Origin of the sequence: Vibrio sp. 10N.261.45.E2, assembly GCF_002875705.1 — a bacterium.
GTDB lineage: Bacteria > Pseudomonadota > Gammaproteobacteria > Enterobacterales > Vibrionaceae > Vibrio.
This window is the reverse complement of the sequence record NZ_MCZZ01000131.1, coordinates 15,074-41,429: the sequence shown is the minus strand read 5'-3', so window position 1 is coordinate 41,429 and position 26,356 is coordinate 15,074. Positions and strand designations below refer to the sequence as shown.

Annotated in this window: 21 protein-coding genes; 8 read left to right on the top strand and 13 right to left on the bottom strand. The window is 45.4% G+C overall.

Features of this window, described 5'->3' with window-relative positions; genetic code table 11:
- Positions 1–82: 82 nt before the first annotated feature.
- The 4 genes from BCT34_RS15340 to BCT34_RS15325 form a co-directional block, all read right to left on the bottom strand.
- Positions 83–1,126, bottom strand: coding sequence for a GMP reductase (locus BCT34_RS15340; protein ID WP_048659894.1), 1,044 nt, complete (start codon positions 1,124–1,126; stop codon positions 83–85).
- Between the two features lie 866 nt (positions 1,127–1,992).
- Positions 1,993–2,430, bottom strand: a complete 438-nt coding sequence (locus BCT34_RS15335; RefSeq protein ID WP_048606084.1) for a PAS domain-containing protein — start codon at positions 2,428–2,430, stop codon at positions 1,993–1,995.
- Position 2,431: 1 nt separating this feature from the next.
- The gene (locus BCT34_RS15330) at positions 2,432–3,436 is read right to left on the bottom strand and encodes a response regulator (RefSeq protein ID WP_076654939.1); all 1,005 of its coding nucleotides are present in this window, start codon (positions 3,434–3,436) and stop codon (positions 2,432–2,434) included.
- 307 nt (positions 3,437–3,743) lie between these two features.
- Complete coding sequence (locus BCT34_RS15325; RefSeq protein WP_017630837.1) at positions 3,744–3,989, bottom strand: hypothetical protein; 246 nt, start codon at positions 3,987–3,989, stop codon at positions 3,744–3,746.
- A gap of 215 nt (positions 3,990–4,204) precedes the next feature.
- On the opposite strand from BCT34_RS15325, the gene BCT34_RS15320 reads away from it, so the two are divergent.
- Positions 4,205–4,642 carry a Spy/CpxP family protein refolding chaperone gene (locus BCT34_RS15320; protein ID WP_076654938.1) on the top strand — a complete coding sequence of 146 codons (438 nt, stop codon included), beginning with the start codon at positions 4,205–4,207 and terminating at the stop codon, positions 4,640–4,642.
- A 146-nt stretch (positions 4,643–4,788) separates the two neighbouring features.
- Here BCT34_RS15320 and BCT34_RS15315 read toward each other — a convergent pair whose 3' ends face one another.
- Positions 4,789–6,141, bottom strand: coding sequence for an MATE family efflux transporter (locus BCT34_RS15315; RefSeq protein ID WP_076654937.1), 1,353 nt, complete (start codon positions 6,139–6,141; stop codon positions 4,789–4,791).
- Positions 6,142–6,241: 100 nt separating this feature from the next.
- On the opposite strand from BCT34_RS15315, the gene BCT34_RS15310 reads away from it, so the two are divergent.
- Complete coding sequence (locus BCT34_RS15310; RefSeq protein ID WP_102305860.1) at positions 6,242–7,192, top strand: LysR family transcriptional regulator; 951 nt, start codon at positions 6,242–6,244, stop codon at positions 7,190–7,192.
- Positions 7,193–7,288: 96 nt separating this feature from the next.
- Here BCT34_RS15310 and BCT34_RS15305 read toward each other — a convergent pair whose 3' ends face one another.
- Positions 7,289–8,689, bottom strand: a complete 1,401-nt coding sequence (locus BCT34_RS15305; protein ID WP_076654935.1) for an alpha-amylase family protein — start codon at positions 8,687–8,689, stop codon at positions 7,289–7,291.
- A 267-nt stretch (positions 8,690–8,956) separates the two neighbouring features.
- Here BCT34_RS15305 and BCT34_RS15300 point away from each other — a divergent pair, with 267 nt between their 5' ends.
- The gene (locus tag BCT34_RS15300; RefSeq protein ID WP_076654934.1) at positions 8,957–9,856 is read left to right on the top strand and encodes a DMT family transporter; all 900 of its coding nucleotides are present in this window, start codon (positions 8,957–8,959) and stop codon (positions 9,854–9,856) included.
- Positions 9,857–9,956: 100 nt separating this feature from the next.
- Here the strand turns inward: BCT34_RS15300 and BCT34_RS15295 are convergent, their stop codons facing one another.
- From BCT34_RS15295 to BCT34_RS15265, 7 genes are all read right to left on the bottom strand, one after another.
- Positions 9,957–10,376 (bottom strand): VOC family protein, encoded by a 420-nt coding sequence (locus tag BCT34_RS15295; protein WP_048669141.1) that lies wholly within the window; start codon positions 10,374–10,376, stop codon positions 9,957–9,959.
- Positions 10,377–10,605: 229 nt separating this feature from the next.
- On the bottom strand, positions 10,606–11,370 hold the full coding sequence (gene fecE / locus BCT34_RS15290) for a Fe(3+) dicitrate ABC transporter ATP-binding protein FecE (RefSeq protein ID WP_076654933.1): 765 nt from the start codon (positions 11,368–11,370) through the stop codon (positions 10,606–10,608).
- A gap of 2 nt (positions 11,371–11,372) precedes the next feature.
- On the bottom strand, positions 11,373–12,344 hold the full coding sequence (locus BCT34_RS15285; protein WP_076654932.1) for an iron chelate uptake ABC transporter family permease subunit: 972 nt from the start codon (positions 12,342–12,344) through the stop codon (positions 11,373–11,375).
- The gene (locus BCT34_RS15280) at positions 12,344–13,378 is read right to left on the bottom strand and encodes an iron chelate uptake ABC transporter family permease subunit (RefSeq protein WP_076654931.1); all 1,035 of its coding nucleotides are present in this window, start codon (positions 13,376–13,378) and stop codon (positions 12,344–12,346) included. Before BCT34_RS15280 ends, BCT34_RS15285 begins: the two co-directional genes overlap by 1 nt.
- Positions 13,375–14,352, bottom strand: a complete 978-nt coding sequence (locus BCT34_RS15275) for a Fe(3+) dicitrate ABC transporter substrate-binding protein (RefSeq protein WP_076654930.1) — start codon at positions 14,350–14,352, stop codon at positions 13,375–13,377. The genes BCT34_RS15280 and BCT34_RS15275 overlap by 4 nt, the downstream gene beginning before the upstream one ends.
- Before the next feature lie 87 nt (positions 14,353–14,439).
- Positions 14,440–16,569, bottom strand: coding sequence for a TonB-dependent siderophore receptor (locus BCT34_RS15270; RefSeq protein ID WP_076654929.1), 2,130 nt, complete (start codon positions 16,567–16,569; stop codon positions 14,440–14,442).
- A gap of 187 nt (positions 16,570–16,756) precedes the next feature.
- Positions 16,757–18,793 (bottom strand): TonB-dependent siderophore receptor, encoded by a 2,037-nt coding sequence (locus tag BCT34_RS15265; RefSeq protein ID WP_076654928.1) that lies wholly within the window; start codon positions 18,791–18,793, stop codon positions 16,757–16,759.
- A 238-nt stretch (positions 18,794–19,031) separates the two neighbouring features.
- On the opposite strand from BCT34_RS15265, the gene BCT34_RS15260 reads away from it, so the two are divergent.
- From BCT34_RS15260 to BCT34_RS15240, 5 genes are read left to right on the top strand one after another with little or no spacing between them, the layout of a single operon-like run.
- Positions 19,032–20,243, top strand: a complete 1,212-nt coding sequence (locus tag BCT34_RS15260) for a carboxylate--amine ligase (protein WP_076654927.1) — start codon at positions 19,032–19,034, stop codon at positions 20,241–20,243.
- Entirely contained in the window at positions 20,240–22,051 is a 1,812-nt protein-coding gene (locus tag BCT34_RS15255; RefSeq protein ID WP_076654926.1) for an IucA/IucC family protein, read from the top strand. Before BCT34_RS15260 ends, BCT34_RS15255 begins: the two co-directional genes overlap by 4 nt.
- A gap of 6 nt (positions 22,052–22,057) precedes the next feature.
- A complete protein-coding gene (locus BCT34_RS15250; protein WP_076654925.1) occupies positions 22,058–23,275 on the top strand; it encodes an MFS transporter in 1,218 nt (405 codons plus the stop codon).
- Positions 23,247–25,112, top strand: a complete 1,866-nt coding sequence (locus BCT34_RS15245; RefSeq protein ID WP_076654924.1) for an IucA/IucC family protein — start codon at positions 23,247–23,249, stop codon at positions 25,110–25,112. The genes BCT34_RS15250 and BCT34_RS15245 overlap by 29 nt, the downstream gene beginning before the upstream one ends.
- Positions 25,105–26,307 (top strand): type III PLP-dependent enzyme, encoded by a 1,203-nt coding sequence (locus BCT34_RS15240; protein WP_076654923.1) that lies wholly within the window; start codon positions 25,105–25,107, stop codon positions 26,305–26,307. Before BCT34_RS15245 ends, BCT34_RS15240 begins: the two co-directional genes overlap by 8 nt.
- The last annotated feature ends 49 nt before the right edge of the window (positions 26,308–26,356 follow it).

The window sequence follows — 26,356 nt, the reverse complement described above, 5'->3', positions numbered from 1 at the left end:
CGCCACTTGCCAAATTTCAGGTAAAAAAAGAGCCACTTTAAAGTGGCTCAGTTCTTAAAATTTTAAACAAGTGTTTTAAACGTTACTCTTTACCGAATACGTTGTTCTCTTGCTCTTGTACACGGATGAAAGTCGTACGCTTAGTTAGCTCTTTAAGCTTTGCTGCGCCTACGTATGTACAAGTTGAACGTACACCACCAAGGATGTCAGAAATTGTGTTGTGAACTGAACCACGGAACGGAAGAAGTACAGTTTTACCTTCTGCAGCACGGTACTTAGCAACACCACCTGAGTGCTTGTCCATAGCCGACTGTGAAGACATGCCGTAGAACTTCATGTATTGCTTACCGTCTTGCTCTACTACTTCACCGCCTGACTCAGAGTGACCAGCTAGCATGCCGCCAAGCATTACGAAGTCTGCACCGCCGCCGAACGCTTTAGATACGTCACCCGCACATGAACAGCCACCGTCACCGATGATCATGCCGCCAAGGCCGTGTGCCGCGTCGCCACACTCGATGATCGCAGAAAGTTGAGGGTAACCTACACCTGTTTTAACACGAGTAGTACAAACCGAACCAGGGCCGATACCAACCTTAACGATGTCTGCGCCAGCGAGGATTAGCTCTTCAACCATGTCACCTGTTACAACGTTACCGGCAGAGATAACTTTGTTCGGGAATTCTGCACGTACTTTTTGTACGTACTCAACTAGGTGCTCTGAGTAGCCGTTAGCGATATCAATACAGATAAATACGAAGTCTTCGCTAAGTGCCATGATTTGCTTTGTTTTCTCAAACTCAGCTTCAGATGTACCTGTTGATACAAATACGTTGTTCAGTGTTTTCTTGTCTGCTGTTTTAGCGAACTCAGCCCACTGCTCTACTGTGTAGTGCTTGTGTACTGCAGTCATAACACCGTGCTCTGCTAGAGCAGCTGCCATTTCAAAGCTTGCTACCGAATCCATGTTAGCTGCAATTACTGGAGTACCAGACCATTGACGACCGCTATGCTTGAATGTAAAATCGCGGGTTAATTCAACTTGAGAACGGCTTTTAAGGGTAGAACGCTTCGGACGGAAGAGTACATCTTTGAAACCTAACTTAAGTTCTTGTTCGATACGCATGGTGTTTTCCTTGATTCATAAAATTATGTGTCTCTCGCGAAATGCGTAGTAAAACCGTTGGCAGACGAGTTTACTTTTCTTCGGACACAAAAAAACCGGAGCGTTGGCAGACGCTCCGGTTTTCAGCATTATAGGTCGTGATTTAGTAACAGCAAGTCTGATATTTCATTTTTTTTTATGCTATCCTCTCGAAGATTCCATATCTGGTAAAACCTCCCAAGTAACACTTTCCTACTAAATTCTTACTAATTAATAACTTAGCGAACCAATCACGCAAACGCTGTCGGTTTATTGCGCAATCGTTTTCCTCTCTTTTTCACACAATATCGCCTTCTTTAAGCAAATATGTGAAGAAAGTGCCTCGAGATCACATAAAAATCACACTTTTCTCCAACAAAAAAATGCCTTTTTTCTTAAATAAATTCGATTTTTTTCCAAAATTTTTCTGTTTTCGACCAAATTCAGCAAACTCATGGTGCGGTTGGTTAGCATCAACTAGGAAAAGTAGAGTGATAAACACTCAATCTAGAGGCCAATACTCACTTGGGTTTGATAATTCAGCCTACACACTCTGTTAAATAGCGCCTCCAGCCTTGAACTTTATAAATCCAATTTCTATTTACCCCGTAGCATTACCGTTCCCAAAGCACATTTCGTTACTCCCTCTTTCGTTCTTTTAGCCTGGAACAATCTGCAAAGCGCTTAGTGAAAAGGATTAGTTGGCGTTAAAAACTGGGGAAAAGATAAGATTTGACGAATAGAAAGAAAAAAAATGGCTAAGGTGATTAACCTTAGCCATTTTTATTCACTGATTAGACTGATGCTAATATGCATATAGGAAAGCGTTGTTTGGCGAATAGAAAGCTCTAGTTTTTTTGAGAGACCAACGCTTCTGCAGTCGCATCCTGAATAGACAGGAACAATGAGGTGACTTGCCCTGTTGGCGAGCGCATCGGGTTTAGCGTCACATTCTGGTACATAAAGTCGGCTTGTTGAGTTACAGGGCGAACATTACGGCACTTAAACAGATAAGGCCTTTGTTGCCAAGTAATGAAGCTGCGACAGCCTAGGTCATAGACTGGCTTGGTTTTCAGCCTAAACCACTCTTCTGGAATTTCAGGGAACAGTTCAAAGATAGACTTACCAATAGCATCATGCGATTGCTTACCGCTATGGTGAGTCATGAAACCATTCCAGACTTGTACCTGAAAATCACGGTTAATAACCACCAGCCCCATATCAACGTTTTGAACCATGTCCACCATCCAGTGAAACTGTTCAAATTCAGCAGGAAGATTCAGCATATTAAAACTCCTCCATTAGGTAGGCCAATTTGTTGTCTAGAAGTGGCAGAGACTCATCAACAAACATAAACAGAAGGTCGCAACGGATGGAAGTGCCATCGATGTTGTAGCTGACTTCGAAAGTCATGGTCTTCTTAAATGATCCACTGGTATTCTCAATCACAGAATCAATCGAGATGTGTTGCCCAAGCAGCACAGGCGAACTCTGGAAGAAACGAACTTCTGATTGCTCCCCTAACCCGTTAAGGAATGAGCCAACGAGAATATTCGATACATCCATCAACAACTCTAGTTCTTCTAGCTGTTCGCTTTCTGTTGGCACCTTCATGAGCTTCTTAAGGTCGCTTACGCTAGAGTCACTCAGTAATACTAGTGCTTCACCTGCGATGCCTTCTCCGCTGAAGCCTTGGCAAACACCCGACACTTGGTCGTTGTCGGCTAGGTCACGAAGTGCCATGTGCAATTCACTCACTTCGAAGATATTCACGTTTGGTAATGGTAAATGAACGAACACATTAAAGTGACGAGCCAGTGCATCAGCTGCACGGCCTATCGCTACGTTCGCGACTTCCATATAAATATCGCGACGGCGCAGTATTGGCAGCTCTAAAGCAGCAGGGATAACGAGTTGAGGCTGTTTTGGCGGCTCAACATGCTCACGTAAAATCGCTTTTAACGCTTCTTTATCGATCGGTTTTTGCAAAAATGCTTTAGCGCCTAGATCCATCACCTTCTGTTGCGCTTTTGGTTGGATATCACCAGAAACAACCACAACAGGTGTTGTATCACCTAAACGTTGCATCTCTTCCAATGTGCCATAGCCATCTAATTCTGGCATGGTGAGGTCGAGGAACATCAGTTTGAACTGGTTTTGAGCTAACTCTTCAAGTGCATTAAGCCCATGAACAGCAAAAGTTATATCTGCATTTAGAGAACTAGGCAGTGATCGAGCCATCTGCTTCCTTGCTAACGCAGAATCATCACATATAAGAACTGGGAACGACATAAATGCACCACTGACAAATTAAAGCTAATTCGAATGAGTGTAACAGAACATTATGGTATCAGGTACGGGGTGAATGGATTTATGTGCAGATTATTAGTAAGAATGATGAAACAAGTGGGTAAGCTATTATTTCGGATTATTCTTCATGAAAAACAATATGCTACAAAGGTAATAACCACTCTTTACTATGGAGTAACAGCACTATTTTTATTTAATGGCAGCCTTAATAAGTCAGTTTATTAAGGCTCGCTTTGCTCATACATTTATTGGCTTTATGTAACCATGATAAGAGAAATAATGTGAAGAGCTAGAACTGATAGGTAGGCCATAAAATCAACAATGCAAAGCGGATGATCACGGCAAAAACCAACAACGCGATACCCAGACGGTACCATTTGTATTCCGCAATATTCATTGGGATACGTTTGTAGAACATAGTAATCACGCCTTTCCAATCGCTACTGCGTCTTCCGTACTGCATCATGCTCGTCAAAACAAACAGTGCGCCAAGCACTAACATCCCTTTTTCAGCCCAGAACAATCCAACTTCCATTTGTGTATTCCTTGATAAAACGGTGAGCGACTTAAGTCATTCTAGTCACCTTTTAGCTCGGTTTCTGTAAGACCAAGGTCTAAAGCGCTTAACGGCTTACCTAGACGTAGCACTTTGCTCAACGTAGTTAGTAGCCGGACTAAACTGAACAGCGTGTTCATATCGAGTTCAGCTTACTCACCTATACTCATGTTTCCACTAACAGGAGAAACTCAATGAAATCACTGAAAAAGTCACTTTGTGTATTAACTGCTTCAGCTCTACTTGTTACCGCTCCGTTTGTGAGTGCTTCATCACCACAACAGCCGCCACAACCAGCAGTGAGCCCACTGCAAATGGTTATTGCTTCTTTAAACCTAAGCGAAGAACAACATGCGGAAGTCATCTCCCTTATTGAAGACTATCAATCTGATAGAACACAGATTGACATGGATAGTGCGATAGAACTCAAGAAGAAACAGATCAGCCTTGTGACTCAACCTGATTTCAATAAAGCCGAGATGGAGAAGGTCATTGATACTGTTCAAGCAACCGAGAAGTCGATGGTGATGCAAGAGATGCGTCTTAAAAACAACATTTATAATGTGTTAACTGAAAAGCAGAAAGAGCAATTTAAGACGATGATGAAGTCTGCTCTGTCTGGTGGAAAGTAGTTTGGTAGAAAGTAATTTGGTAATAAGTCATCTGGCAGAAAATAGCTGCCCCTGATCCTGATATTGATTCACTCCCCCAAGAATCAATTTAGATAAACAACAGCCGCAGTCGTTTGATGACTGCGGCTTTTTCGTTATCAGCTAACTTAAGAGTAAGCTGAACAATCTAAGTCTGGTGTCTTGCTGCTCTTGTTTAGAACGACCATCAAATGAATCAGCAGCAAAATACCTGTCACGCCTAAACCAACGCCGATTCCGCCCCAGATCCCTGCTAGCTCAAATTTCGGCATCAAGTACCAAGCAGCAGGTAGGCCAAATACCCAATAACCAATGGCAGTCATAACGGTTGGCATAGAGACAATCTTCATCCCTCTTAGCAGGTTAATCGCCAGTAGTTGCCAAGCATCTACAATAAAGCACAGCGCGACAACCCAAATAACTGACGCCAACAGTGAGGTCATCGCACCCGTGCCATCGTCCAGCTTGAAGATAGAAGCGATCATTTCAGGCCATATAATGAACACGGCAGACAGCGCTACACTCAACACCGACACCAACATAAAGCTTTGAATCGAGGTTTTTTTGATCCCTTCGTAGTTACCCGCACCAAAATCACGACCAACTAAAATCCCCGCAGCTTGCGAGAAACCGAAGTTGAAGTTCCAAGTAAAGCTTAGGCATTGCAGTAAGATTTGGTGCAGAGCTAGAGAAGCAATACTGATCGTTCCCGCCATTAAGGTGCCACCATAAATTAAGCCGTGCTCAAGTAAGGCCGCCAAGCCGATAGGTAGACCCATTAACAACAACGGACTCATCAGCTTAATTGAGTACTCTTCGGTATTTAGCCAAGGTGCGAACTGTTTGAACTCGTCACGCTTGAATACCCAAACCGTGTATCCAACCATCACGATAAATGCCGCGATAGCCGTACCAAGCCCTAAACCCGTTAAGCCCATGTCTAATTGGAAGGTTAGGAAGTAGCTGACTGGTACATTCAAAATAACTGTGATAATCGACATCACCAGAATAGAACGCACATTCCCAAACGCACTGGTTAAGCCACGCAGCACCAACAAGATCAGCGAAGGCAACATCACCCACTTCAAAGCATGCACATATTCCATCGCTAAAGTGATCACTTCTGGCGGCTGTTTTGCTGCTTCTAATACCAACGGAGCAAACCAGAAGCTCGCCATTAAGGTCACGCTGAGCACGAACGCCAACATGGTTGCGCCTTTCACAGCCAATCTAATTTGAGTATTACCAAATTCTGGGCGAGCTACACGCTGACCATAAGCAATTGCGATCAGGTTTGCGACACAACCGACGGTGCTACTCGCAATAATAAAGATGAAGAAGTAAATAGAGGCACCTAAGCCACCAGCTGCAAGGGCTGAAACACTGATACGCGACATCATCCAAACATCAGTAAGGACTAACGCCATGGAGATCAGCTGTGAAATGATCAAAGGGAATGCAAGAGTGAGTATTTTTTTCATGAGCGCCTCAGTTAATTTCGCCCAAAATACGATCGATGGCGGTAGCGTTCAATTGATAAATTTGCGACCCTAACATTCCATAAACTCATGCGAACGAATTATGACTCCATATCCTAGCTTGCCATCCTCACATAATGGCTTAAAAGCCTTCGAAGCGGCTGCAAGGCTGATGAGCTTTACTCTGGCCGCCGAAGAACTGCATGTGACACAAAGTGCGATAAGCCGACAGATCAAACAGCTTGAAGATGAGTTAAACGCATCACTGGTTATTCGTAAGCATCGAGCCATAGAATTAACGGTACAAGGTCATGATTTGTATGTGGCTTTACGAGAAAGCTACGGCAATATCGAAGCTGTTATCACCTCTTGGAGTGAGCCAAAACAAAAGCGTATCGTGATCAAAGCGACTCTGAGTTTCGCTACGCGGGTATTGATATCTAAAGTACGGGAATTAAACGAGCGTTATCAAGATTATGAGATCGTCATAGTTCCTGTGATTGAAGAAGACGAATCAATCAACAGCAGCGAATATGACCTACTGATCTTCCACACGCGCTTCAAAAAACGCTATGACAAAGCACCAGACATCACCTTCTTGCGGGAAGAGTTCATGGCACCAGTGTGTTCTACCAGTTTAACCACCAAAGACACCGACCTCGATTCGATCTTAACAATGCCACGGCTGCACCCGACCTTAGATCATCACGACTGGAAAGTGTGGTTGGCCGATGTTGAATTCCCACCGAAGAAACCCGTCAGAAATACCAGCTTCTTATCGTTAGATATGGCACTCAGTGCTTGTTTATCGCGTGAAGGGGTGACGGTCACGGATCTATTGTTAGTTCAACAAGATCTCCAACGAGGCTTCTTGTACTGCCCTAAGAATGCAAAGATCCAACACAGTGCTTGGACTTACTTCATGCACCAACGTACTCACACGCCTATTATCAACGACCTTATTGAATGGCTTAGGGAAGAGACAGCAAAAGAGATCGAGTTACTGAAAGCACTATCTCATCAGAACTATTGGTTTGGTGTAATTACCGATTAACAAGAGCGATAGACCTTAAACTCAGATACGAATAAGCCACAGCACGTGCTGCGGCTTATGATTTTTAACAGTGGTGTTCGATCTATAGAATAAGCATTAAAGCTTAAACATACGTGCGCTGCGCGGTGGTAGATTGAACGTATGGTAACGAGAAGAAATGGTTTCTGTCGCGCTGCTTAATACGTCTTTATATTGAACATGCCAATTAAACTCATGTTGGTAAGTATCAACCGTCACTCCACGCGTTTCGCCACACTTGTTAATACCAACAACGCCTTCTTTGCCACGCTTAAACAGCAAAGTACATTGGTCGCTCGAAATCATCGTCATTGATTTTCCTTGCATTGCGTTATGGAAGCTCAGCATATTCTTCATACTCGAACTATTCCAAACATTGCCCCAACGACCGTTATCCTTATCTTCAGAATCCGGTAGATCATCACTGTAGATCAACGGCGTGCCGCCATCTTTGCCAAGGATGTAAGCGTAAGCAAGCTGCTCGTCTTGTGGGTCCATAATTTGGTAACGGAAGCCATCATTGGTTGGTATATCATGTGTGATAGCAAAAGTAATTGAACGGTTGTCATCGAGTGCTTGGCCGTACGCTTTTGGATCATGCAATTGGTTCAAGCCACCGCCCATAGAAAATGCAGCTCGAATCGACGCAAACAAAGGGAAATCGTACGCAGAGTGATTGGTATTGTTTAAGTAAGGTGCTAAGAAGGACTCATAGCCGCTGTTTCCTGCCCCGCCACTGGTGATCACTTCACCGAATACATGCATGTTCGCTGTAATTTCAGGCGTGAACACTTGGTCGATTTGGTACTGACTCATGTGTTTCACTGCATCAATGCGGAAGCCTTTGATGCCCATATCCTTTAACGCTTTCAGATATAAACGCTGCTGTGAAACCACCCAGTTATTTGGGTCGAGATCAGGCAAACCTACATCGCCATCAGCCCCACACAAACGCCAATATTGAACATGACCGGGATCGTTCCAATCTGAAATACAGCCTGCGGCATGGAAATCGTTAGCAGAAACAAAGCCTTGTGCTAGGTTGCCAAACAGAGTCTGGTCGGCAAAATAACTTGAGCGGCTCGCATAATCGTTTAGCACCTCAGTGCCTGGGTAATCCAAGTCACTTCGCTTCCAGCTTTCATTCGCCATATGGTTGAGCACCACATCGGCATAAACATCAACACCCACACCTTTGAGTGCGGTAATCATTGCGGCTAAATCTTGTTTGTTGCCGAGAGGTGAATCAATGGTACGAAGGTCTTGAGGCTGGTAACGCGCCCACCATTGGCTGCCGCTAGATTTCATTGCCGGAGCAACCAGTACTTTTTTATAACCGGCTTGAGCAATTTGATTAGCGTTGGCCGTTACGTCTGAATACTTCCAATTGAAAGCATGCAAAATGGTATCTGCATAAGTAGCTGAACTAAAAGAGCAAAGCGTGAGCGTGGATATGAGTAGGGTGTTTATTGGTTTCATAGAACATATCTCTTATTATAAATTCACGAGAATGATATGACTAAGAAAGGTAATTTAAACGACGGATAAATCAGAGTTGAATTAGCGTCACCTTCTGTTGATGTCTATTTTATAAAATTGAGTTGTAGCCGATCTTATGTGAGATAAAAACGAATCGATATGAAATGAGAATTAATTGAATCAAGTTGACCAGAGTAGGACAAAGACTTTGGTCGGCTCTTCTAAACTAAGTTATGATTCCTGTTCCCTCAACCGATTGATATTTTTATGCCCTCTTTCTCTTTTTCAATGATCCCTGTTGGGGTTAGGTTCATGATCCTCTCTGCTTTTGGATTCGCACTGATGTCTACGTGTGTGAAATACATCAGCAACTACGGCATACCTGTATTCGAAATTGTTGCAGCAAGGGCTCTGGTGTCTTTGATCATCAGTTATATCGACGTTAAGCGAAAAGGCATTTCGATCTGGGGAAATAACAAACCTTTGTTGTTTGTTCGAGGCGCAGTTGGCACAGCAGCCTTAATGTGTGTTTACTACGCTGTGACCACCTTGCCATTAGCAGAGGCGACCATTCTACAATACGTACATCCCGTATTTACCGCATTGCTCGGTGTACTATTTCTGAAAGAACGCGTCCAAAAATCGACCATGATCTGCATTGCGTTCTGCTTAGCAGGGTTATTAGTAATGGTTCAGCCAAGCATGAGCAGTGGCACGAGCAGCGAGTTACCGCTATTTAGCATAATGGTGGCGTTATGTGGCGCATTTGGTAGCTCAATTGCTTATGTGATTGTGAGAAAGCTTAGCCAAACGGAAGACAGCTCAGTCATCATCTTCTACTTCCCACTGGTAGCTCTACCAATCTCAACAGCCCTTATCTGGAATGACTTTGTATGGCCTAGTTTGTTCCTAACCATGATGTTGGTTCTAGTCGGGATTTTCACACAAATAGGCCAATACGGTTTAACCAAAGCGATGCAGACACAAGCCGCGGGTAAAGCTTCGGCTTACTCATACGTTCAGATTGTCTTCTCGGCACTGTTAGGCGTGTGGATCTTCAACGAAATCCCATCAGTTTGGACTTACCTAGGTGGTGGTCTAATCGTAACTGGCGCGCTAATCAATGTGTTTGGCAAACAACTATTGGTGCCATTTAAAGCTAAGTAGACAACCAAACTAACCCTCAGCTAGTCAATTGATCTAAAAAAGGGCATTGCGGAAAATTCCACAATGCCCTTTAAGTACTTTCTACCCTACTATCATTCTACTAACTTGTCGCATTACGAAGTTTGGGATCATCACTCAGATATTCAACGAACTCGATTTCAAAACCCGCCGGATCCACAAAGTAGACGTTCTTGCGATAAGGTTCTTCGGCACCGGGTTTGGCAATCGGGAAACCCGCATCAATAAGACGTTGAGTGACGCTTTCAATGTTATTGGTTACATAAGCGAAATGCGCGAGGCCGACAGAGTGCCCTGCTAAGTCTCTATTTTCACCTTCACCGTGATCACTTATTGCTATGTATTGGTACTCATCGCCAAAATGCAGCCAGTTACGTGGCTTACCCGACCACTCCCCTTTTCCCTCGTCACGGACATACCAATGAGGGAATGCCGCTTTGTAGAAAACCAGCATTTCTGGGATGTCTTTTACCACTAAATTTACATGTTCAAGTTGGATCATTCTTCTCTCCTTAAAGTATTCTCGTAAGCAACGGAGTTCATGCTAATACTTCAAGTCAAGTTGAGGTAAAGAATTAATTTACGTTTATTTTCGAGAACGTTTTTAGATCCCAAATTGTTCGGCTTTTGATGCCATACAAATCTAAGTTTAGACGACCTAATCTAATGTGGCTTCCTTGCCTGTATTCTGTTCTTTATGCCTTGGTGATCTCGTTGTTCAGAACAGATAACTAAATCGCGACACACATTGGTGTATTTGAAATAGGGTCTCGAAACACGCTCGCTTTAAGATCAAATACGTTACTGAGCATGGTTTCTGTCATCACCTCATCAGGCGAGCCCTCTGCAATTAAGCATCCCTTTTCCAAAACCACTAGATGGTCGCAGTAACGACTCGCTTGATTTAGGTCATGCAACACCACTACCACCGTTTTTCCTTTAGCATTCATCTGTTGCATCAGGTTCATTAACTCCACTTGATGAGACATATCAAGGTATGTAGTCGGTTCGTCCAACATCACTACTTCCGTATCTTGTGCAATTACCATCGCAATCCATGCTCTTTGACGCTGCCCACCAGACAGTGACTCAACAGGCTTATCAGCAAACTCGAGCACACCTGTATCTCGCATTGCTTGCTCGACAATCCTTTGATCATCCTGCCCTAACCTTCCCCAATGAGAGACATAAGGCGAACGGCCATATTCGACCAATTTTCTGACCGTGATCCCCCCAGGGCTGACCAAGATTTGCGGAAGAAGTGACAACGAACGAGCGAGCGTTTTATCGCCATAGCTTGATAGCGGTTTGTCTTCAAACAACACCTCTCCAGCCACTGGCTTGTTAATTCTTACTAACGTCTTTAACAAGGTGGATTTACCGCACCCGTTAGGTCCTATCAAGGCGGTGATTTTTCCCTTAGGGATAGAAACCGACAGGTTTGGTATGATCGTTTGTTTGCCGTACGCGACGGAAAGATTCTGCGTTTTAAGCATAGTTACCAACCTCGATAACGATAGAGAAGAAAGATGAAATAAGGCGCGCCAATCACTGACGTGAGAACGCCTGCTGGCAATTCAATAGGTGGTTGTAGACCTCTAGCTAACCCATCAGCGCTGGTAACCAGAATTGCCCCCACCAGTGCAGATGCTGGGATTAACAACTTATGATTATGCCCAAACAACAAGCGTGCTAAGTGAGGTGCCAATAAACCCACAAAACTGATCGTTCCAGCAACAGAAACGCTAACACTGGCAAGCAAAACAGCGGCCAATAACGCAAGAGCCTGAATCTGTTTTGGCTTAGTACCCAATGTGGTCGCACTTTCTTCGCCAAGCCCCATCACATCTAATCGCCAAGCAAGCCATAATGCCATAGGTAACAACAAGAGCAGTACGCTCCAAATAAAGGGAACTTGCTGCCAGTTTCGCCCCCAAAGGCTGCCAGTAAGCCACACCATGGCCGTGTTGATCTCGATCGGATTGGTAACCAGCAAGAAGTCGATACAACTGGCCAGAAACGCACTCACCGCAATACCAATCAGCGCCAATTTGGCGGGTGTTGGCCTCGACCACCATGCCAATACAGCAATCAGCCCTGCAGCCAATACCCCACCGAACATAGCTACAACAGGAAGCACACTGACTGGTGCATTGGGAAACCAAACTAAACTCGCTGTCGCAGCAAGGCCAGCCCCAGCGCTAATACCCATAAGGTCAGGCGATGCTAACGGATTACGTATCACGCCTTGCACTAATACCCCAGAAAGCCCTAACCCTGCGCCCACGCTTATCGCGAGCAGCATACGTGGTAGCCGATACTGATGGATAACAAAGTCGTCACTGGAAAACGCGACCAAACGTTCGATGACTTGAGGAATAGAAAGTGACGCTGCGCCGACAAACAAACCAACAGATGCCACTAATATGAGGATTCCGGATAACAAAACTATCTTAGTGTGATGGTGCATTAAGATCTCCTCGTCGCAATCAAAATAAAACAAGGTGTCCCGAGCAAAGCAGTAATAACACCAACGGGTGTTTCAGTCGGGAAAGCAATCGCTCGTGATAATGCATCTGACCAAGAGACTAATGCTGCGCCAGCCAATGCGGAAATAGGAATCAGTAAATGGTAATTGTGCCCAACCATAGGTCGAACCAAATGAGGCACTAACAGTCCCACAAAACCAATAGGCCCTGCGATAGCGACGCTTGCTCCGGCAAGCAACACGATCGTCAGCCCACTAGCGAGGCGAGTAAGCCTGATGTTACTGCCCAACCCCACGGCAACTTCTTCGCCAAGTGCCAGCAAGTTGAGATTGCGAGCAAGGCTCATTGCCAACACCAAGCCAATCACCGCAGGCGGCCAAAGCTGTTGCCACTGCCCATCATCCACACTAGACAGTGAGCCAGTAAGCCAATGCAAGACGCTATAAGCCATATCGTCTGCAAGGATCAGCACCGCTCGTGTCAGTCCGAGCAATAACGCCGTAATGGCGATACCCGCAAGAACCAAACGTAACGGATGAGAACGTGCGGAGAAAAAGCCGCCCAGAAGCATCACAGCACCGCCGCTTAGCAACGCGCCAAGAACCGCATTGAGAATTGGATTTAGCTCGCTAACTACCGGTATACCTATTGCAGCTAACGCCATAAAACAGGCTGCGCCAGCGTTAATGCCAAGAATCGACGGAGACGCAAGTGGGTTACGCGTTAATCCCTGCATCAATACCCCAGCGACAGACAAACTCGCACCAATCAATAACCCTGCATAAGCTCTTGGCGCTCTTAGCGTCGACAATATTTGATGAGTGATGCTGCTTTCATCAAACGCAAACCAGTAGTGAATTAAGTCACTCAATGTTAGAGAGAAATTAGACCACCCGGTCATAGAGGCCGCGTAACCAGATAGTGCCAAACACGACACTAATCCGGTAAACAACGTGACTCGCCCCGACAGTATTGGCCAGAATCGCTTACTTTTAGAGAACAACATCGTACTCATGATGGATCCAAGATCTGCTCAAGATTTTTCGCCATTTGTTCTGCCGCTAACATGCCTCGATTCAGTGACCAAAGTGCTGGTGACACTTCTACAACTTGCTGTTTTTTTGCAGAGGTTAGTACATTGAATAACGGATTTTTCTGCCAATCATCAACAATATTTGGATGAGAGTAAGCGCCAAGGAGCAACCAATCCGGGTTGGTTTTCAACAACAACTCAAAGCTGGTTGGCAAATATGCCTTCTCTGTTGGTTTCACAATTGGGCTCGCAATGCCTAATGTGGTCAGCACGCCTCCTGCGCAAGACGCTGGGCTATGTAACCACATACCTTTATCCGACACGACAGCGAACTGGACGGTTTGTTTGAGGGAAAAATGACTTTTGAATTCGGCCATGGCGTGTTGATGTTGTTGAATGCGTTGTTCCATTGACGATTGTTTATCTAGAGCGATGCCAATCTTGAGCGCAGACTCCAAATTCTCTTGATACGTCTCGCCGCGGCTTTTAAGCAGCAGAGTTGGTGCGATACGTTGTAGATCTTGATAGACAGTACGATGACGCTCTGCATCAGCAATGATCAGGTCAGGCTTTAATATCGCAATGGCTTCTAGGCTAGGCTGAGAACGCATGCCAACCGATTCCCATGGTTGAACCAATTCACGCACCGCCGGAATCACTCGCGAAGCATCATTGTCATCAGCAACACCAACAGGAGAAACACCCACCGCAGCTAACGCATCGACAAATGAGAACTCCAACACCACAATACGTTGCGGAGTAGTCGCTATCTCAAACTGACCCTGTTCATCTTGTATGACCCTGGTTTGTGCTGAACTGGAGAATGAGAACAAGCTAATAATCAGCAAAGCTAAGGTTATCGCTATCCTGCTGAATAAAAACGGCCTATTAAATGACAGCAGTCCGTTCGACAGCTGCAATGGATTCGAAAACAAAAGGCGAGAGCTGTTTTCCATATTTAATTTTCCTTAAACGCTAGAACCGTGAAAGCCGCCAAGAGTATTGGCGACTTTTATTCGTTATTACTTTCAATAAATTACGTATTAGAATTGATAATTCAGATCCAAAGTGTAAGAACGTCCTGGGGCTGGATAACGACCAACTGGACTGGTATCAATACCGCGGAAGTAATAGTCTTCATCAAACAAGTTGTTCACCGCGAGGTTCATGCGCAGCTTACTGTTTTCATCCTTGTACAAATCCGAACCTAGGTTAAAGTTCCAGACCATGTAGGCCGGCACTTTACCTGTCGCGCCCGTTGCATCTTCGGCACTTGTATTCGCATTGTCAGAGTAAGACTCGCTGAAGTAGTAACCAGACAGAGTCGTATCTACCTTGCTAAAGGCGTAAATCGCATCCCAACTAAATTGATGTTTAGACGTATAAGGAAGTTGATTACCTTTGTTTGCACCCTCTTCCTCTAACGTTGCATCTAAGTAGTTATAGCCAGCGCCCAAACTCAAAGCTTGCATCACTTGAGGAATATAACGACCAGAGAGTTCAACACCTTGGTGAAGGGTTTTACCAATGTTATCGAAAGTTTGGGTAGCACTTTGCCATTGCAGCTGATCTTCAAAATCAATGCGGTAAAGTGCGATGTTAAAGCTGGTTGAATCTTGGTTGTAGCGAGCACCCAACTCGTAGTTCCACGCTAGCTCACTGCCCTCTTCACCTTTGCCTCGGATGTAAGCGATTTGTGGTGCACGCAAAGATTTCTGTGCATTGGTGTACCCAACCCATTGCTCGGTAAGATGGTATGCCACGGTTAAGCCCGGCAGCCATTCCGTCACTTTGTTGTCTGTGCTCTGTGCTGTGCCCAGATCATCAAACGTCATATCAATCGATTCGTAACGAATACCCGGCGTAACTTTCAATACGTCATTGAACAAGCCAATTTCATTGCTGATGTAACCAGCAAAAGCGTCAGTATCTAAATGCCAATCACGTGGGGTTGTTGTAGCACCACCAGCAATTGGCGTTTGAGTCAGCTTGTAATCGATATCTTCGTTGACGTAGCGTGCCCCCACAATCACGTTTTGCGTTACGGTATTACCGTCAAAGTACATCGCGAGTTTAGGTTCAACACCATAAACAGCAAATTCACGTGGTGACGTACGAATATCGGTTGACGGCAATGCCGGGTCCGCCCAGTGACCGCCAGCGCTGTTAAAGCCCCATTGGAAGAAACGCTCAGAACGGTGGCCAAACGTCAGTATTTCTAATTCGGCGCTATCTGCAAGATTCAAATCATGCAGGTACTTCAGGCTCCAACGCGTTGAAGTGCCTTGATATTCATCGTATGGACGCTTCGACTGAGTACGATCTTTTTCGTAATCATCTGGCGATAAAGCACCCGGCATTTGAGTGTCAGCATCATAACGTTGAACGAAAGCTTGTAGCTCTTGAGTATCACTCAGTAACCATTGCAATTTGGCTTGGAAGTTTTTGACATCGGTGTCGGAGTGCTCACGGAAGCTTTCCCCTTTTAAGAAGTTCCCCTCAACTTGAAGTGCCAGCGTATCGGTTAACCAGCCACCCGTGCGCAGGTAAAAGTCGTTGAGCGGCGTATCGCCATCCTCGAATACAGTAAAGCGATTACTGATTTCCGTTTGCCACTCATGTGGAATAGGCTTAGTCACCAAATTGATCACGCCACCGACGTTGTTTGGCCCGTACTGCACAGCAGCGCCACCACGAACAATGTCTATTCGGTCAAGCATCGACAGCGTTGCAGGGAAAATTGATTGTCCCGTGTGACCATACGGCGCAAGAGTCAGTGGTACACCATCCATGAGGAATTGAGCGTGGCCACTGCGACTCGCTTTCAAACCACGCACTGAGATGTTAGGCAGAACGCCCGTGCCCGTTTCGTCTTGAACCTTAATACCCGGTACACTTTGGAAGGCCGAATCAATCGAGAGTGCGCCAGTCTTTTTAATTTGTTCATTAGTCAGAACAGTACGAGCTCCCGGATACTCTTTTACATCCTCAAGTTCTGAATTACCGATCAAGCTGCCCGTCACGACAACCGTTTCCATGGTCGTCGTTTGAGGATCAGACGCGGCAAATGCGCCCATGGAAGTCACTGAAGCGATGGCCATTGCAAGGGCACTTAGACGCAACTTCTGATGTGATTGAGTACAGGGTTTACCATCCAAATTCTGGTAAGGCATGAAAATCTCCTAAGTAGGCAGGTTAGGGTCAAAGGCCGTGTTTACACTGATATCGGCGCTTTGACCCTATGGGCTAAATGGCCTAAAAATAAGGCCAACTGTTCACTCATTCGTAGCGAACAAAACAATCGATTTAGAGTAGAAAGAGTTATTAGAAATGAACTAACTCTTAGAACTGCATTAGCTTTTAAAACTGATAGCCGTAGCTGAGCATGAATTCGGCCGGCGCTCCGTAACCAATCTGGTTAGTACCAGACGTGCCGTTGGTTGCACCAAGAATGTATTTCTCATTAAGCACGTTGTAAGCATTCGCTTGAACTTTGTGACGACCCGCGGTGTATGCTGCCATCAAGTCAACCGTGGTGTAGTCACCCAGCGCTACCGCTTCATCATTACCCGCGTAACGGTCGCCTACGTATTTCACACCACCACCCAAACGCCAGTTATCGTCTAGCTGGTAAGTACTCCAAAGTGAGAACAAGTGATCAGACACGTCGTTTGGCTTTTTGCCTGTCTCTTTGTTTTCTGCATCCAGGTAGCTGTAGCCCACAGAAATGTCCCACTTATCTGTAAACTGACCTCGAGCTTCTAACTCAATACCTTGGTGGCGAGCTTCAATCTTGTTGACAACATCCCCTTCTATATTGGTTTCTGGTTGCTCTTGATCAATTTGGAAGATTGCGGCATTCAACATCAAGGCGCTATCTAGTAAGTAAGCTTTGGCGCCCACTTCTTTTAAATCGGTATGGAAGAATTCAGCCAATTTAGGATTGATATAAATACCCGAGTAAGGCAGTTGCCATGATCGAGCTAAGCTTGCATACACTGACATATCATTGTTGAGACGGTAGACCAAACCACCACGGTAGCTCACTTTGTCATCGTCTAGATTCTCTTTTGCTGAGCCCGCTTTTTGTTGTTCAAGCTCCATCGAGTCGTAACGTACATTGCCGATCACTGAAAGATCACCAAAGGTATAAACGTCTTGAATGTAGATGCCAGTGGTCGTTGTCGTGTTATCACGGAAAGGTTTGAAGCCCGGATTCGGTGTTGGGCCTGCTACAGGGTTATAGATGTCTTTCGGGGGTAAGGTTTTATCGCTTGCGAGCGTTAAGTCGATATTGATCTGATTATAATCCGCACCGATCATCATTTGATTCGAATCAGTTTCCCAAACTAGCTCAGATTGAAGAGTCGTCGTGGTACGAGGATCGTAACCGAAATTGTTCACGGTTTGAGAAACTTCATTCCCTGTTACCGTTCCTTGGCGTGTACCCTTTTGCTCAAGTTCGATATGGTTGTATGCTGCACGGTTTGTCCATGCCCATTCACTATTCAAAAGCCATTCATAATTGACGCCAACACGAATGCTGTCTGACTCTTGATAGTCGTTCGTGCCACCGTAAAACGTGCTTTCAGAGACATCGACCGGCTTACCATTCTTTGATGGAACACCACGATATGGCACCAACTCTTGGTGAGCATATTCGACATCGAGATCAATTGTGTGACCATCCGCTGGTAATACACGAATGGTTGGTGCGATAAAGAAGTCATTCGAGTCGACGTGGTCTACATAGGAATCCGACTGTCGACTTTCCACGTTGATACGGCCACTGACTTTGTCAGTAATCGCCATCGAGCTGTCAACCTGGCCAACAAACAGATTGTTGCTGCCAACACTGCCATTGACGTGTGTGAAATTATCACCGTTAGCACGCTTGGTGACCAAGTTGATGATACCGCCCGCTGAACCTCGGCCATAAAGTGCGCCTGCAGGGCCTTTTACCACTTCGACACGTTCGATATTCGCTAGGCTTCGGTACGATTGAAGCGTTCCGTCATCACGCATGCCGTCACGGTACATGTCGTTGAGAGCATCAAAACCACGAATCACAAATTGGTCTCGGCTTCCCTCACCCAAGGTGTTGTTAACCCCTGCAACACCGTCAAGAGCATCCACCAAACGTACAGCTCCACGGTCTTGCATTTCCGTCTTTGTGACCACCGATACTGCCTGCGGTACATCCAACCATTCAACATCCGTTTTGGTACCCGACTGCGGCATATGCTCTGCGTAACCTTCGTACTGATGACCAATAACTTGCAGGGTTTCGTCTACCGCGACGTCTTCTGCTGCCATTACATTTGACACGGTAGCCACTGCGGTTAAGGCACCTCCAATAGCCAAAGCGAGGGGGGACAAGGCCAATCTAATATTCATTTTCTAATTCCGTTTTAGTTTATAAAATCACAACAATACGAATGAAAACAAATATCATTTGTGTTTGCAATATAAATTTTATGATCTATATTTGTTTCCCTTATTCAACAAGCGTAGTGATGAAATAATCAATAAAAACAAAGTGATAACAAAACACTCTTTCTTAAACCTTGAAAGAGACCGCTTGGAAGTCATGTGTGAGTAGGTAACAACAACGTTAGAAAATTAGGAAAAGCCCATGAAATCTACGATTATTATCGTGAGTCACGTCGTGAATGATGCGATCACTCACGGCTTCGTGCCGACAGCAAAAGCGATGGGTCTCCACGTCGTTTTGATCACAGACCACAAACTCAACCACTTAAAACTGGCGAATGAAGATGACCGCTTTAATCCCGATGAAATTCTAGAATGCGATGTGTTCAACCCTCTTGAACTCATTGAAATCATTACAGAGCAAGATCTAGAACCTCATGCTGTGTTCAGCAACAGCGACCACCTACAAACCTCAACCGCAATCTGTGCACAGTTCTTTGGCCTACCAGCTAAAGATTGGAATGTGACGCTCAAGGCGAAAAACAAATACTTAACTCGTCAGGTTCTCAACGAAAAATCGTTACCTAATACTCAAAGTGTTTTGTTAAGTCGAGAGAGTGCTCCGGTATTCGATTTCGATTTTCCTGTCGTTGCGAAGCCCAAGGAAGGCGTGGCTAGTTTAGACGTGCAGCGCTGCGATTCTGCGGCTGAGCTGGATAACTATTGCGATACGTTTTGGCAAAAGCACCCTACTACTCCCATCTTGGTTGAGGCGTTTTTGCAAGGTCCACTTATTACTGTCGAAACTATTGGTGACGGAGACAATTTGGTCGCGCTTGGTGGGTTTGATGTAGAACTCTCAGCACCTCCTTACTTCATCGAAACCGCTGCGAGTTGGAATGGTATTAACAGCGTTCACTACCAAGAAGAATGTATACGTCAGCTTCAAACATTTGGGGTGGGGTTTGGTGTCTGTCATAGCGAGTTCATCATCACAGATTCGGGGCCGGTACTGGTCGAGATCAACTATCGAAGTATTGGTGATGGACGAGAGTTCTTGCTTGATAACCTCAGTGGCGGCAATTGGTTCAATACCATCTTAAATCTTCACTTGGGTCACAAGCTTGATCCTACATTTCGTATTGATGGTAGCGCCCATGTGCACTATGTAGTGGCCCAACAAAGCGGTTTGATTGAAGGGTCATCAACCTCTTTCATTCACCAAGAGGGCGATATTGTTGTTCAGCAGCAAGTGCTTAAAAAGGTTGGTGAGACGTTCCAACAAAGTTATTCCAACAAGGATTACTTAGCGAGAATTTCGGTCGTTTCTCCTTCTGGCCAAACTCTAGAACCCGCTCTACAACAGGCAATCTCTCGCTTCCACCTAACAGCAACAAACGAGGTAACAGCATGAATGAAAACGCGTTATACCTCACTCAACGCTTAGTCGATACTTGTTTGCGTGAAGATTTGTTCGGATTAGTTTCTCAAAGCCAATTTAAATCTCAGCTCCCGAGTAGACTCAAACTATCTTCTTATCCTCGTAATCAAATTTGGGCCACTTTTTCAGGTTCAGACTTTACACTCTACCTGCCCGTTACTCCGAGCTATTACATGCAGCGTTGGGGATACGGCCAACCAGATGGCTCGAAAGGTAATGGTTGGTTTATCGAGAGAAATGGTTTAGTTGAAAACCAGCAGCACTATCAAGATTGGATCGAGTTATTGAAAGCAAGTGCTCATGAAAGTTCTCATTCATTATTAGATGGTTATTTGCAAGAACTCGAATGCGCAGAAAAACACAAAGGATTGTGTGATGGCGCCTTCAGTCAGCAATCCGAATCACTCATGCTGCCGATTTCTCAACTAGAGCGTTGGGAGCAAAAGCTATTGCGTGCCGATCAAATCGCATCCTATCTTGACCACCCTTACTACCCGACAGCACGTGCTAAGTTCGGTTTAAGCGATCACGATCTAGAGCAATTTGCGCCAGAATTTGCACAAAGCTTTGAACTTCGTTGGCTCGCAATCGAGAAGTCACTCGTTACATTGACCAGTCCGCAGCCGGAATGTTGGCCGACGATGGAGCAAGTGGGTCTGCCCGCCGACTTTGCTCTTAGCCATGAGTTATTCCCCGCACATCCATTAACACTAAGGAGTCTTGATGGACTTCCTGACGGTGTTATCAAAGCGCCGGTTGCTTATCTTGAGGTGACTCCTACCCTGTCAGTGCGTACTGTTGTCGTGAATCAAGCACCGCAGATCCACATTAAAGTGCCACTGATCATGCGATCTTTGGGTACTAAAAACATTCGCCTAATCAAACCATCCACGCTCTATGATGGGCATTGGTTTGAACGTTTATTGACGCACTTAGAGCAAGCAGATCAAGACTTACACGGCACGCTTTTCCATTGTAATGAGAAACATGGCGGCCATGTGGGAGACGATAAGACCTTTGCTTATATTGTGCGTGAATACCCGCTGAGCTACTTCCAAGACAAAGCACTGGTGCCTGTGGCTGCCCTTGCTAGCCCAATGCCTGATGGACGTTTGTTCTTGGAACACCTCGCCGAACAGTATTATCAGCAAGATACGCTGACTTGGTTTAAAGATTACGTTGATCTGCTTTGCAAAGTACACCTTACATTGTGGATTCGTTACGGTATCGCTTTGGAGTCTAACCAACAGAACGCCATCATCGCATTCGACGAGCAAGGCGAGATGACCTTAGCCATGAAAGACAACGATGCAGCGCGTATTTGGCCAGAGCGTTTCCAAACGTTTGAGCAACAATCGCCTGTAAAATGCGCTCACCTTTTAGATCAACGCATCACAGTAGACAATGAGCTTGCTCTTGGTCAGATGTTTACCACCATTACTTTGCAGCTAGACATTGCCGCGATTGTGGAAGCAATGGCGACGAAAGGAATCGCCACGTCAGCTTATCTGTATGAAGTAGTCGCCAATAGCCTCTCACAACAACTTAGTCAGTTGGACAAACAAGGACACAACACCAGGCTCGCAAACGAGATGTTGTTTGAGTCACCCAACCTATACGCTAAGTATCTATTGAGCTCAGGTAGCTTATTGTCTAAAGAGGCGTCTGGCGCAAGCGATATCAATAAATTTTATGGTTTGTCAGCACCGAACTTCTTATTGCTAACCAGCGAAGAAGCACAACACGTTTACCTTGAAAACATCAAGCAGAGCGTGAGTTAACCCATCATGACCAAACTCATCTATTGCGTGCTTTTAAGCCACTTTATCGCCGCGTTTGCAGCCTTAGGAATGCCGCTGTTTTTGCCGATGGTATTGCCAACACTGGACGCAAACATTACTTCGGATTGGGCGGGGGTACTGTTCATTTTGCCCACCTTTTGCACGGCCGTTGCGGCGCGCTTTTGGGGTCAGTTTGCTGATAAATATGGCAGACGTCGATCTCTATTGCGTGCTCAACTCGGGCTTGCAGCAGGCTTCGCGCTGTGTGGCTTAGCCGATAACCTCGCAATGTTTGTGTTTGGTCTTATCATTCAAGGAACCTTTGGTGGCACCATGGCCGCCTCAAACAGCTACTTATCCAGTCAAATCAACGATGCGAAAGCACTCGGTAAATCACTCAATAAAACTCAGCTTTCTGCCCGTCTGGCGCTAATTATTGCTCCGATTGGGCTTGGCTGGAGTTTATCGGAAACAAACCCGCTGAACGCGTATCTGTGGCTGTCCGCTTTGCCGCTATTCGCGCTAGTGATCACCTTAACATTACCCATTGATGACTTAGCGAAATCTAAGGGGATAGTAAAAGATCAGGCATCGGATAAAGCTCAACACAGCCAATTCAACTCGTTAAATGCGCTTTATTGGGTGTTTGGCGCGCAGTTCAGCTTTGCTTTCGCCATGGTCGTCACGTTCCCCTATTTCTCGCCTTATGTGCAGCAATATGGAGTGACAAGCCAAGCGTGGATTGGATTTTTATATGCCCTCCCACATGGTGTTTATCTGCTCTTTGCAGGGAAAGTTCATCTGTTCTCAGAATGGGTTGATCGCCACCAGCTTGAACGCAATCAAGCGCAGCGTACTTTATGGCTAGGCTTTGGTTTGCTTTCACTCAGTGCCGCAATGCATCTCACTTCTTATCAAGAAGTATTGATTATTGCTCGTATTGTTTTCGGGCTTGGCATGGTTTGCTGTTATCACGGCTTGCATCAAATGTTAGCAAACCAAATTGATCGACGACAAAGCGGCAAAGTATTTTCGCGCTTTGATGCCATGTCTAAATGGGGTGGCGTTGCGGCTGGATTGAGCGCGTCTTTCATATCAAGCTTGGGCTGGCTTGAGGTTCCTTTCATACTTTCTATGTTGGTCAGTGGCATTACTGCTATCGCACTGATCATCCATTCAAAATTTGGACATCAACATGTTACAGACTCAATTACCTCCAAGTGAATATTCCGCTGAAGACCAAGTTCTTCAAAATCATAAAAAAGTACTGCTAAACCGAGAAAAAGCCCAACTCAATACCATCATGGGCGTGGTGAACTGTTACCTACGTGAATACGCGATACCAAAGAAGCAGGTCAATTGGCGCTACAGTTCTGCCTCTCTGCCTCAAACTTTGAAAAGAAACTACAGTGCTCACCAGCGCGTGGCTGTTCACCTACCTCACCAAAATCAACCTCAGAAAAATGGTCTGATGATTTTACCCATTGAGTACACCAGTAAGCTGGGGAAAGTGAAACTCAGCGATACACCTTGGGCCAAAATGCCCGGAGCAGCTTGGTGTAAGCTGGACGCGACGCAAACCCTGACACTTCTACTCAATTACCTAAAACAAGTGCTGACGATTCCATTCAATCACGAGTTGATCGAGCAAATGGAAAACAGTTTGTTGATCACCGAGCAGTTCCTAAACTCAAGCAGCTCACCTCAGCATCACAATGCGTTTATCGCATCAGAGCAATCGTTACTTTGGGGACATACTTTTCATCCAACACCAAAGAGTCGATCTGGTGTCAGTATCGATGATCTGCTAGCGTGCTCCCCTGAGGTTGGCGCGAAAGTTCCTCTCTATTGGTTTAAGGTGGATACTGCTTTGCTCGACGTCTTGAGTTCAGATGACCGAACCTCACCGATTACCATGCTTGAACAACTTGCACCTGACGAGAACAATTCAGCAAATACCATGCTTTACCCTTGCCACCCTTGGGAAAGTTACACGCTTTTGCAAAACCCAGTGGTCAAAACGGCCATTGAACAAGGCAAGATCATCCCGCTTGGATTAGATGGTGAAAAACTCTTACCCACTTCATCCGTGCGCACTCTGTATCACCCGGATATGGATTGGTTTGCTAAGTTCTCTATCAATGTACGTTTAACCAACTGTGTACGTAAAAACGCATGGTATGAACTCGATAGTGCCGTTCAATTAACCTCAATTCTTCATCCAATCAAAGAAAGCGAGCAACTACGTAATCCAGTATTCAAGGTAATGACAGAACCCTACGCCACCACATTGAATCTAGAATCTGTGGCTGACCAAGAACATGCGGATGTTATTAAGGCTCGAGAATCATTTGGTATCTTATATCGAGAGAATTTCAGTTTAAGTGAAACCGATATTTTGCAGCCAACGCTAGCAGGAGCACTCTTTGCTTACGACACAGACGGGAATAGTTGCATCGCCACTCAACTCAAACACAAAGCGCAAACAACACAAAGCCAATATGCAGATATCGCCACGCTGTGGTTTGAACGCTATCTGCATTGTTTGATTCCTGGTGTCTTTAACTACTACTTCAAACACGGAGTTGCGTTTGAACCTCATCTACAAAACACGCTGATTGGTTTTGAAAAAGACATGCCATGCTGTGTATGGATTCGAGACTTAGAAGGCACCAAGTTGCTACCCGAATTTTGGCCATCAGAGACACTTCAGCAACTTTCAGAGCGTGCTCGTCAATCGGTGTACTACAGCCGTGAGCAAGGTTGGAACCGCATAGGTTACTGCACTTTCATTAACAATGTTAGCGAGGCTGTTTTCTTTATCGCTGAAGGGGACTCAGCACTTGAGAATACGTTATGGGGCACTTTAAAAGACGCAATCGTCCGCTGGCAGTCGATCAATGGTCAGCAACCCGAACTGTTAGCATTAGTTAACGATGGCCACTTCCCAAGCAAAAATAACTTCACAACACGTTTGATGCAAAATGCCGATAAAGAGTCTGGGTACACTCAAGTTGCTGCACCTTGGCCAGTTCATTCAAAAGGGGTTCACCATGCTTAATTCGCCTCAACTCCCTACAAGCATCCACCAAGAGATCCATCAACTAGCAGAACAACAAACGCAACCATTATGTGCTTATCTTTATGATCTCCACGCATTGGAGCAGCACGTTAAGCAGATGCGCCATGTGTTGCCGAAAAATGTAGAGCTATTTTACGCCGCGAAAGCGAACCCTTCAGCGCCGATACTACGTACTTTAGCTCCTTATGTTGATGGTTTCGAAGCGGCATCAGGCGGAGAACTTACTCACCTCCACCAGCAACAACTCAATAAACCACTGATCTTTGGTGGTCCGGGGAAAATGCCAAGTGAGTTAGAGCAAGCGATTACACTCGATATCGATGCAATTCATGTAGAGAGCCTCACTGAGTTACAACGCATTGGTGCTTTAACTCTGAGGTTGAATCAGCCCGCTTCGATCTTCTTGCGTATGAACATCGACATTGGTGACATTACACTGAGCAAGTTAGCCATGGGGGGAAAGCCGACTCCGTTTGGCCTAGATGAGAGTGAATTAAGTAACGCCTTAATGTATCTACGCGACTTTCCCTTGATAAAGTTAAAGGGATTCCATTTTCACTTGATGTCGCATCAACTTGACGTTGTTCGCCACCTCGCCCTGATGCAACGTTATTTTCAAGTCGTCAGAGAGTGGCAAAAGACATTCTCACTCGACGAGCTGATCATCAATCTAGGTGGAGGTATGGGAATCAATTACCAAAACCCGCAGCAACACTTTCCTTGGATGGAGTTCTGCGACAAATTAGAGTTCTTGATTGCTAAAGAACATATGCAAGATTGGAAGCTACGTTTTGAATGTGGCCGCTATATCTCGGCACCATGCGGCTATTACGTGATGGAGGTACTGGATATTAAGCAAAATCTTGGCGAGAACTTCGTGATTGCTCGTGGTGGAACACATCATTTCCGCACACCGGCTGCACAAAACCATGACCACCCTTTTGCTATCGTGAAAAGTAATCAACAACCCACCATTTCACATCCGATAAACCATGCTAAAGCCACGTTGGTTGGACAACTTTGCACTCCAAAAGATGTTATGGCACGAAATCAACATATCGAGCAGGTAGATATCGGTGACTATGTGGTGTTCACCCTAGCAGGTGCTTATGCTTGGAACATCTCGCATCAAAACTTCTTAATGCATGAACCTCCGGTGTTTCATTATTTCTAGGTATCGCGCAGTGCTCGATGATTTCTAACTGACGGTTTGAGTCGAAACT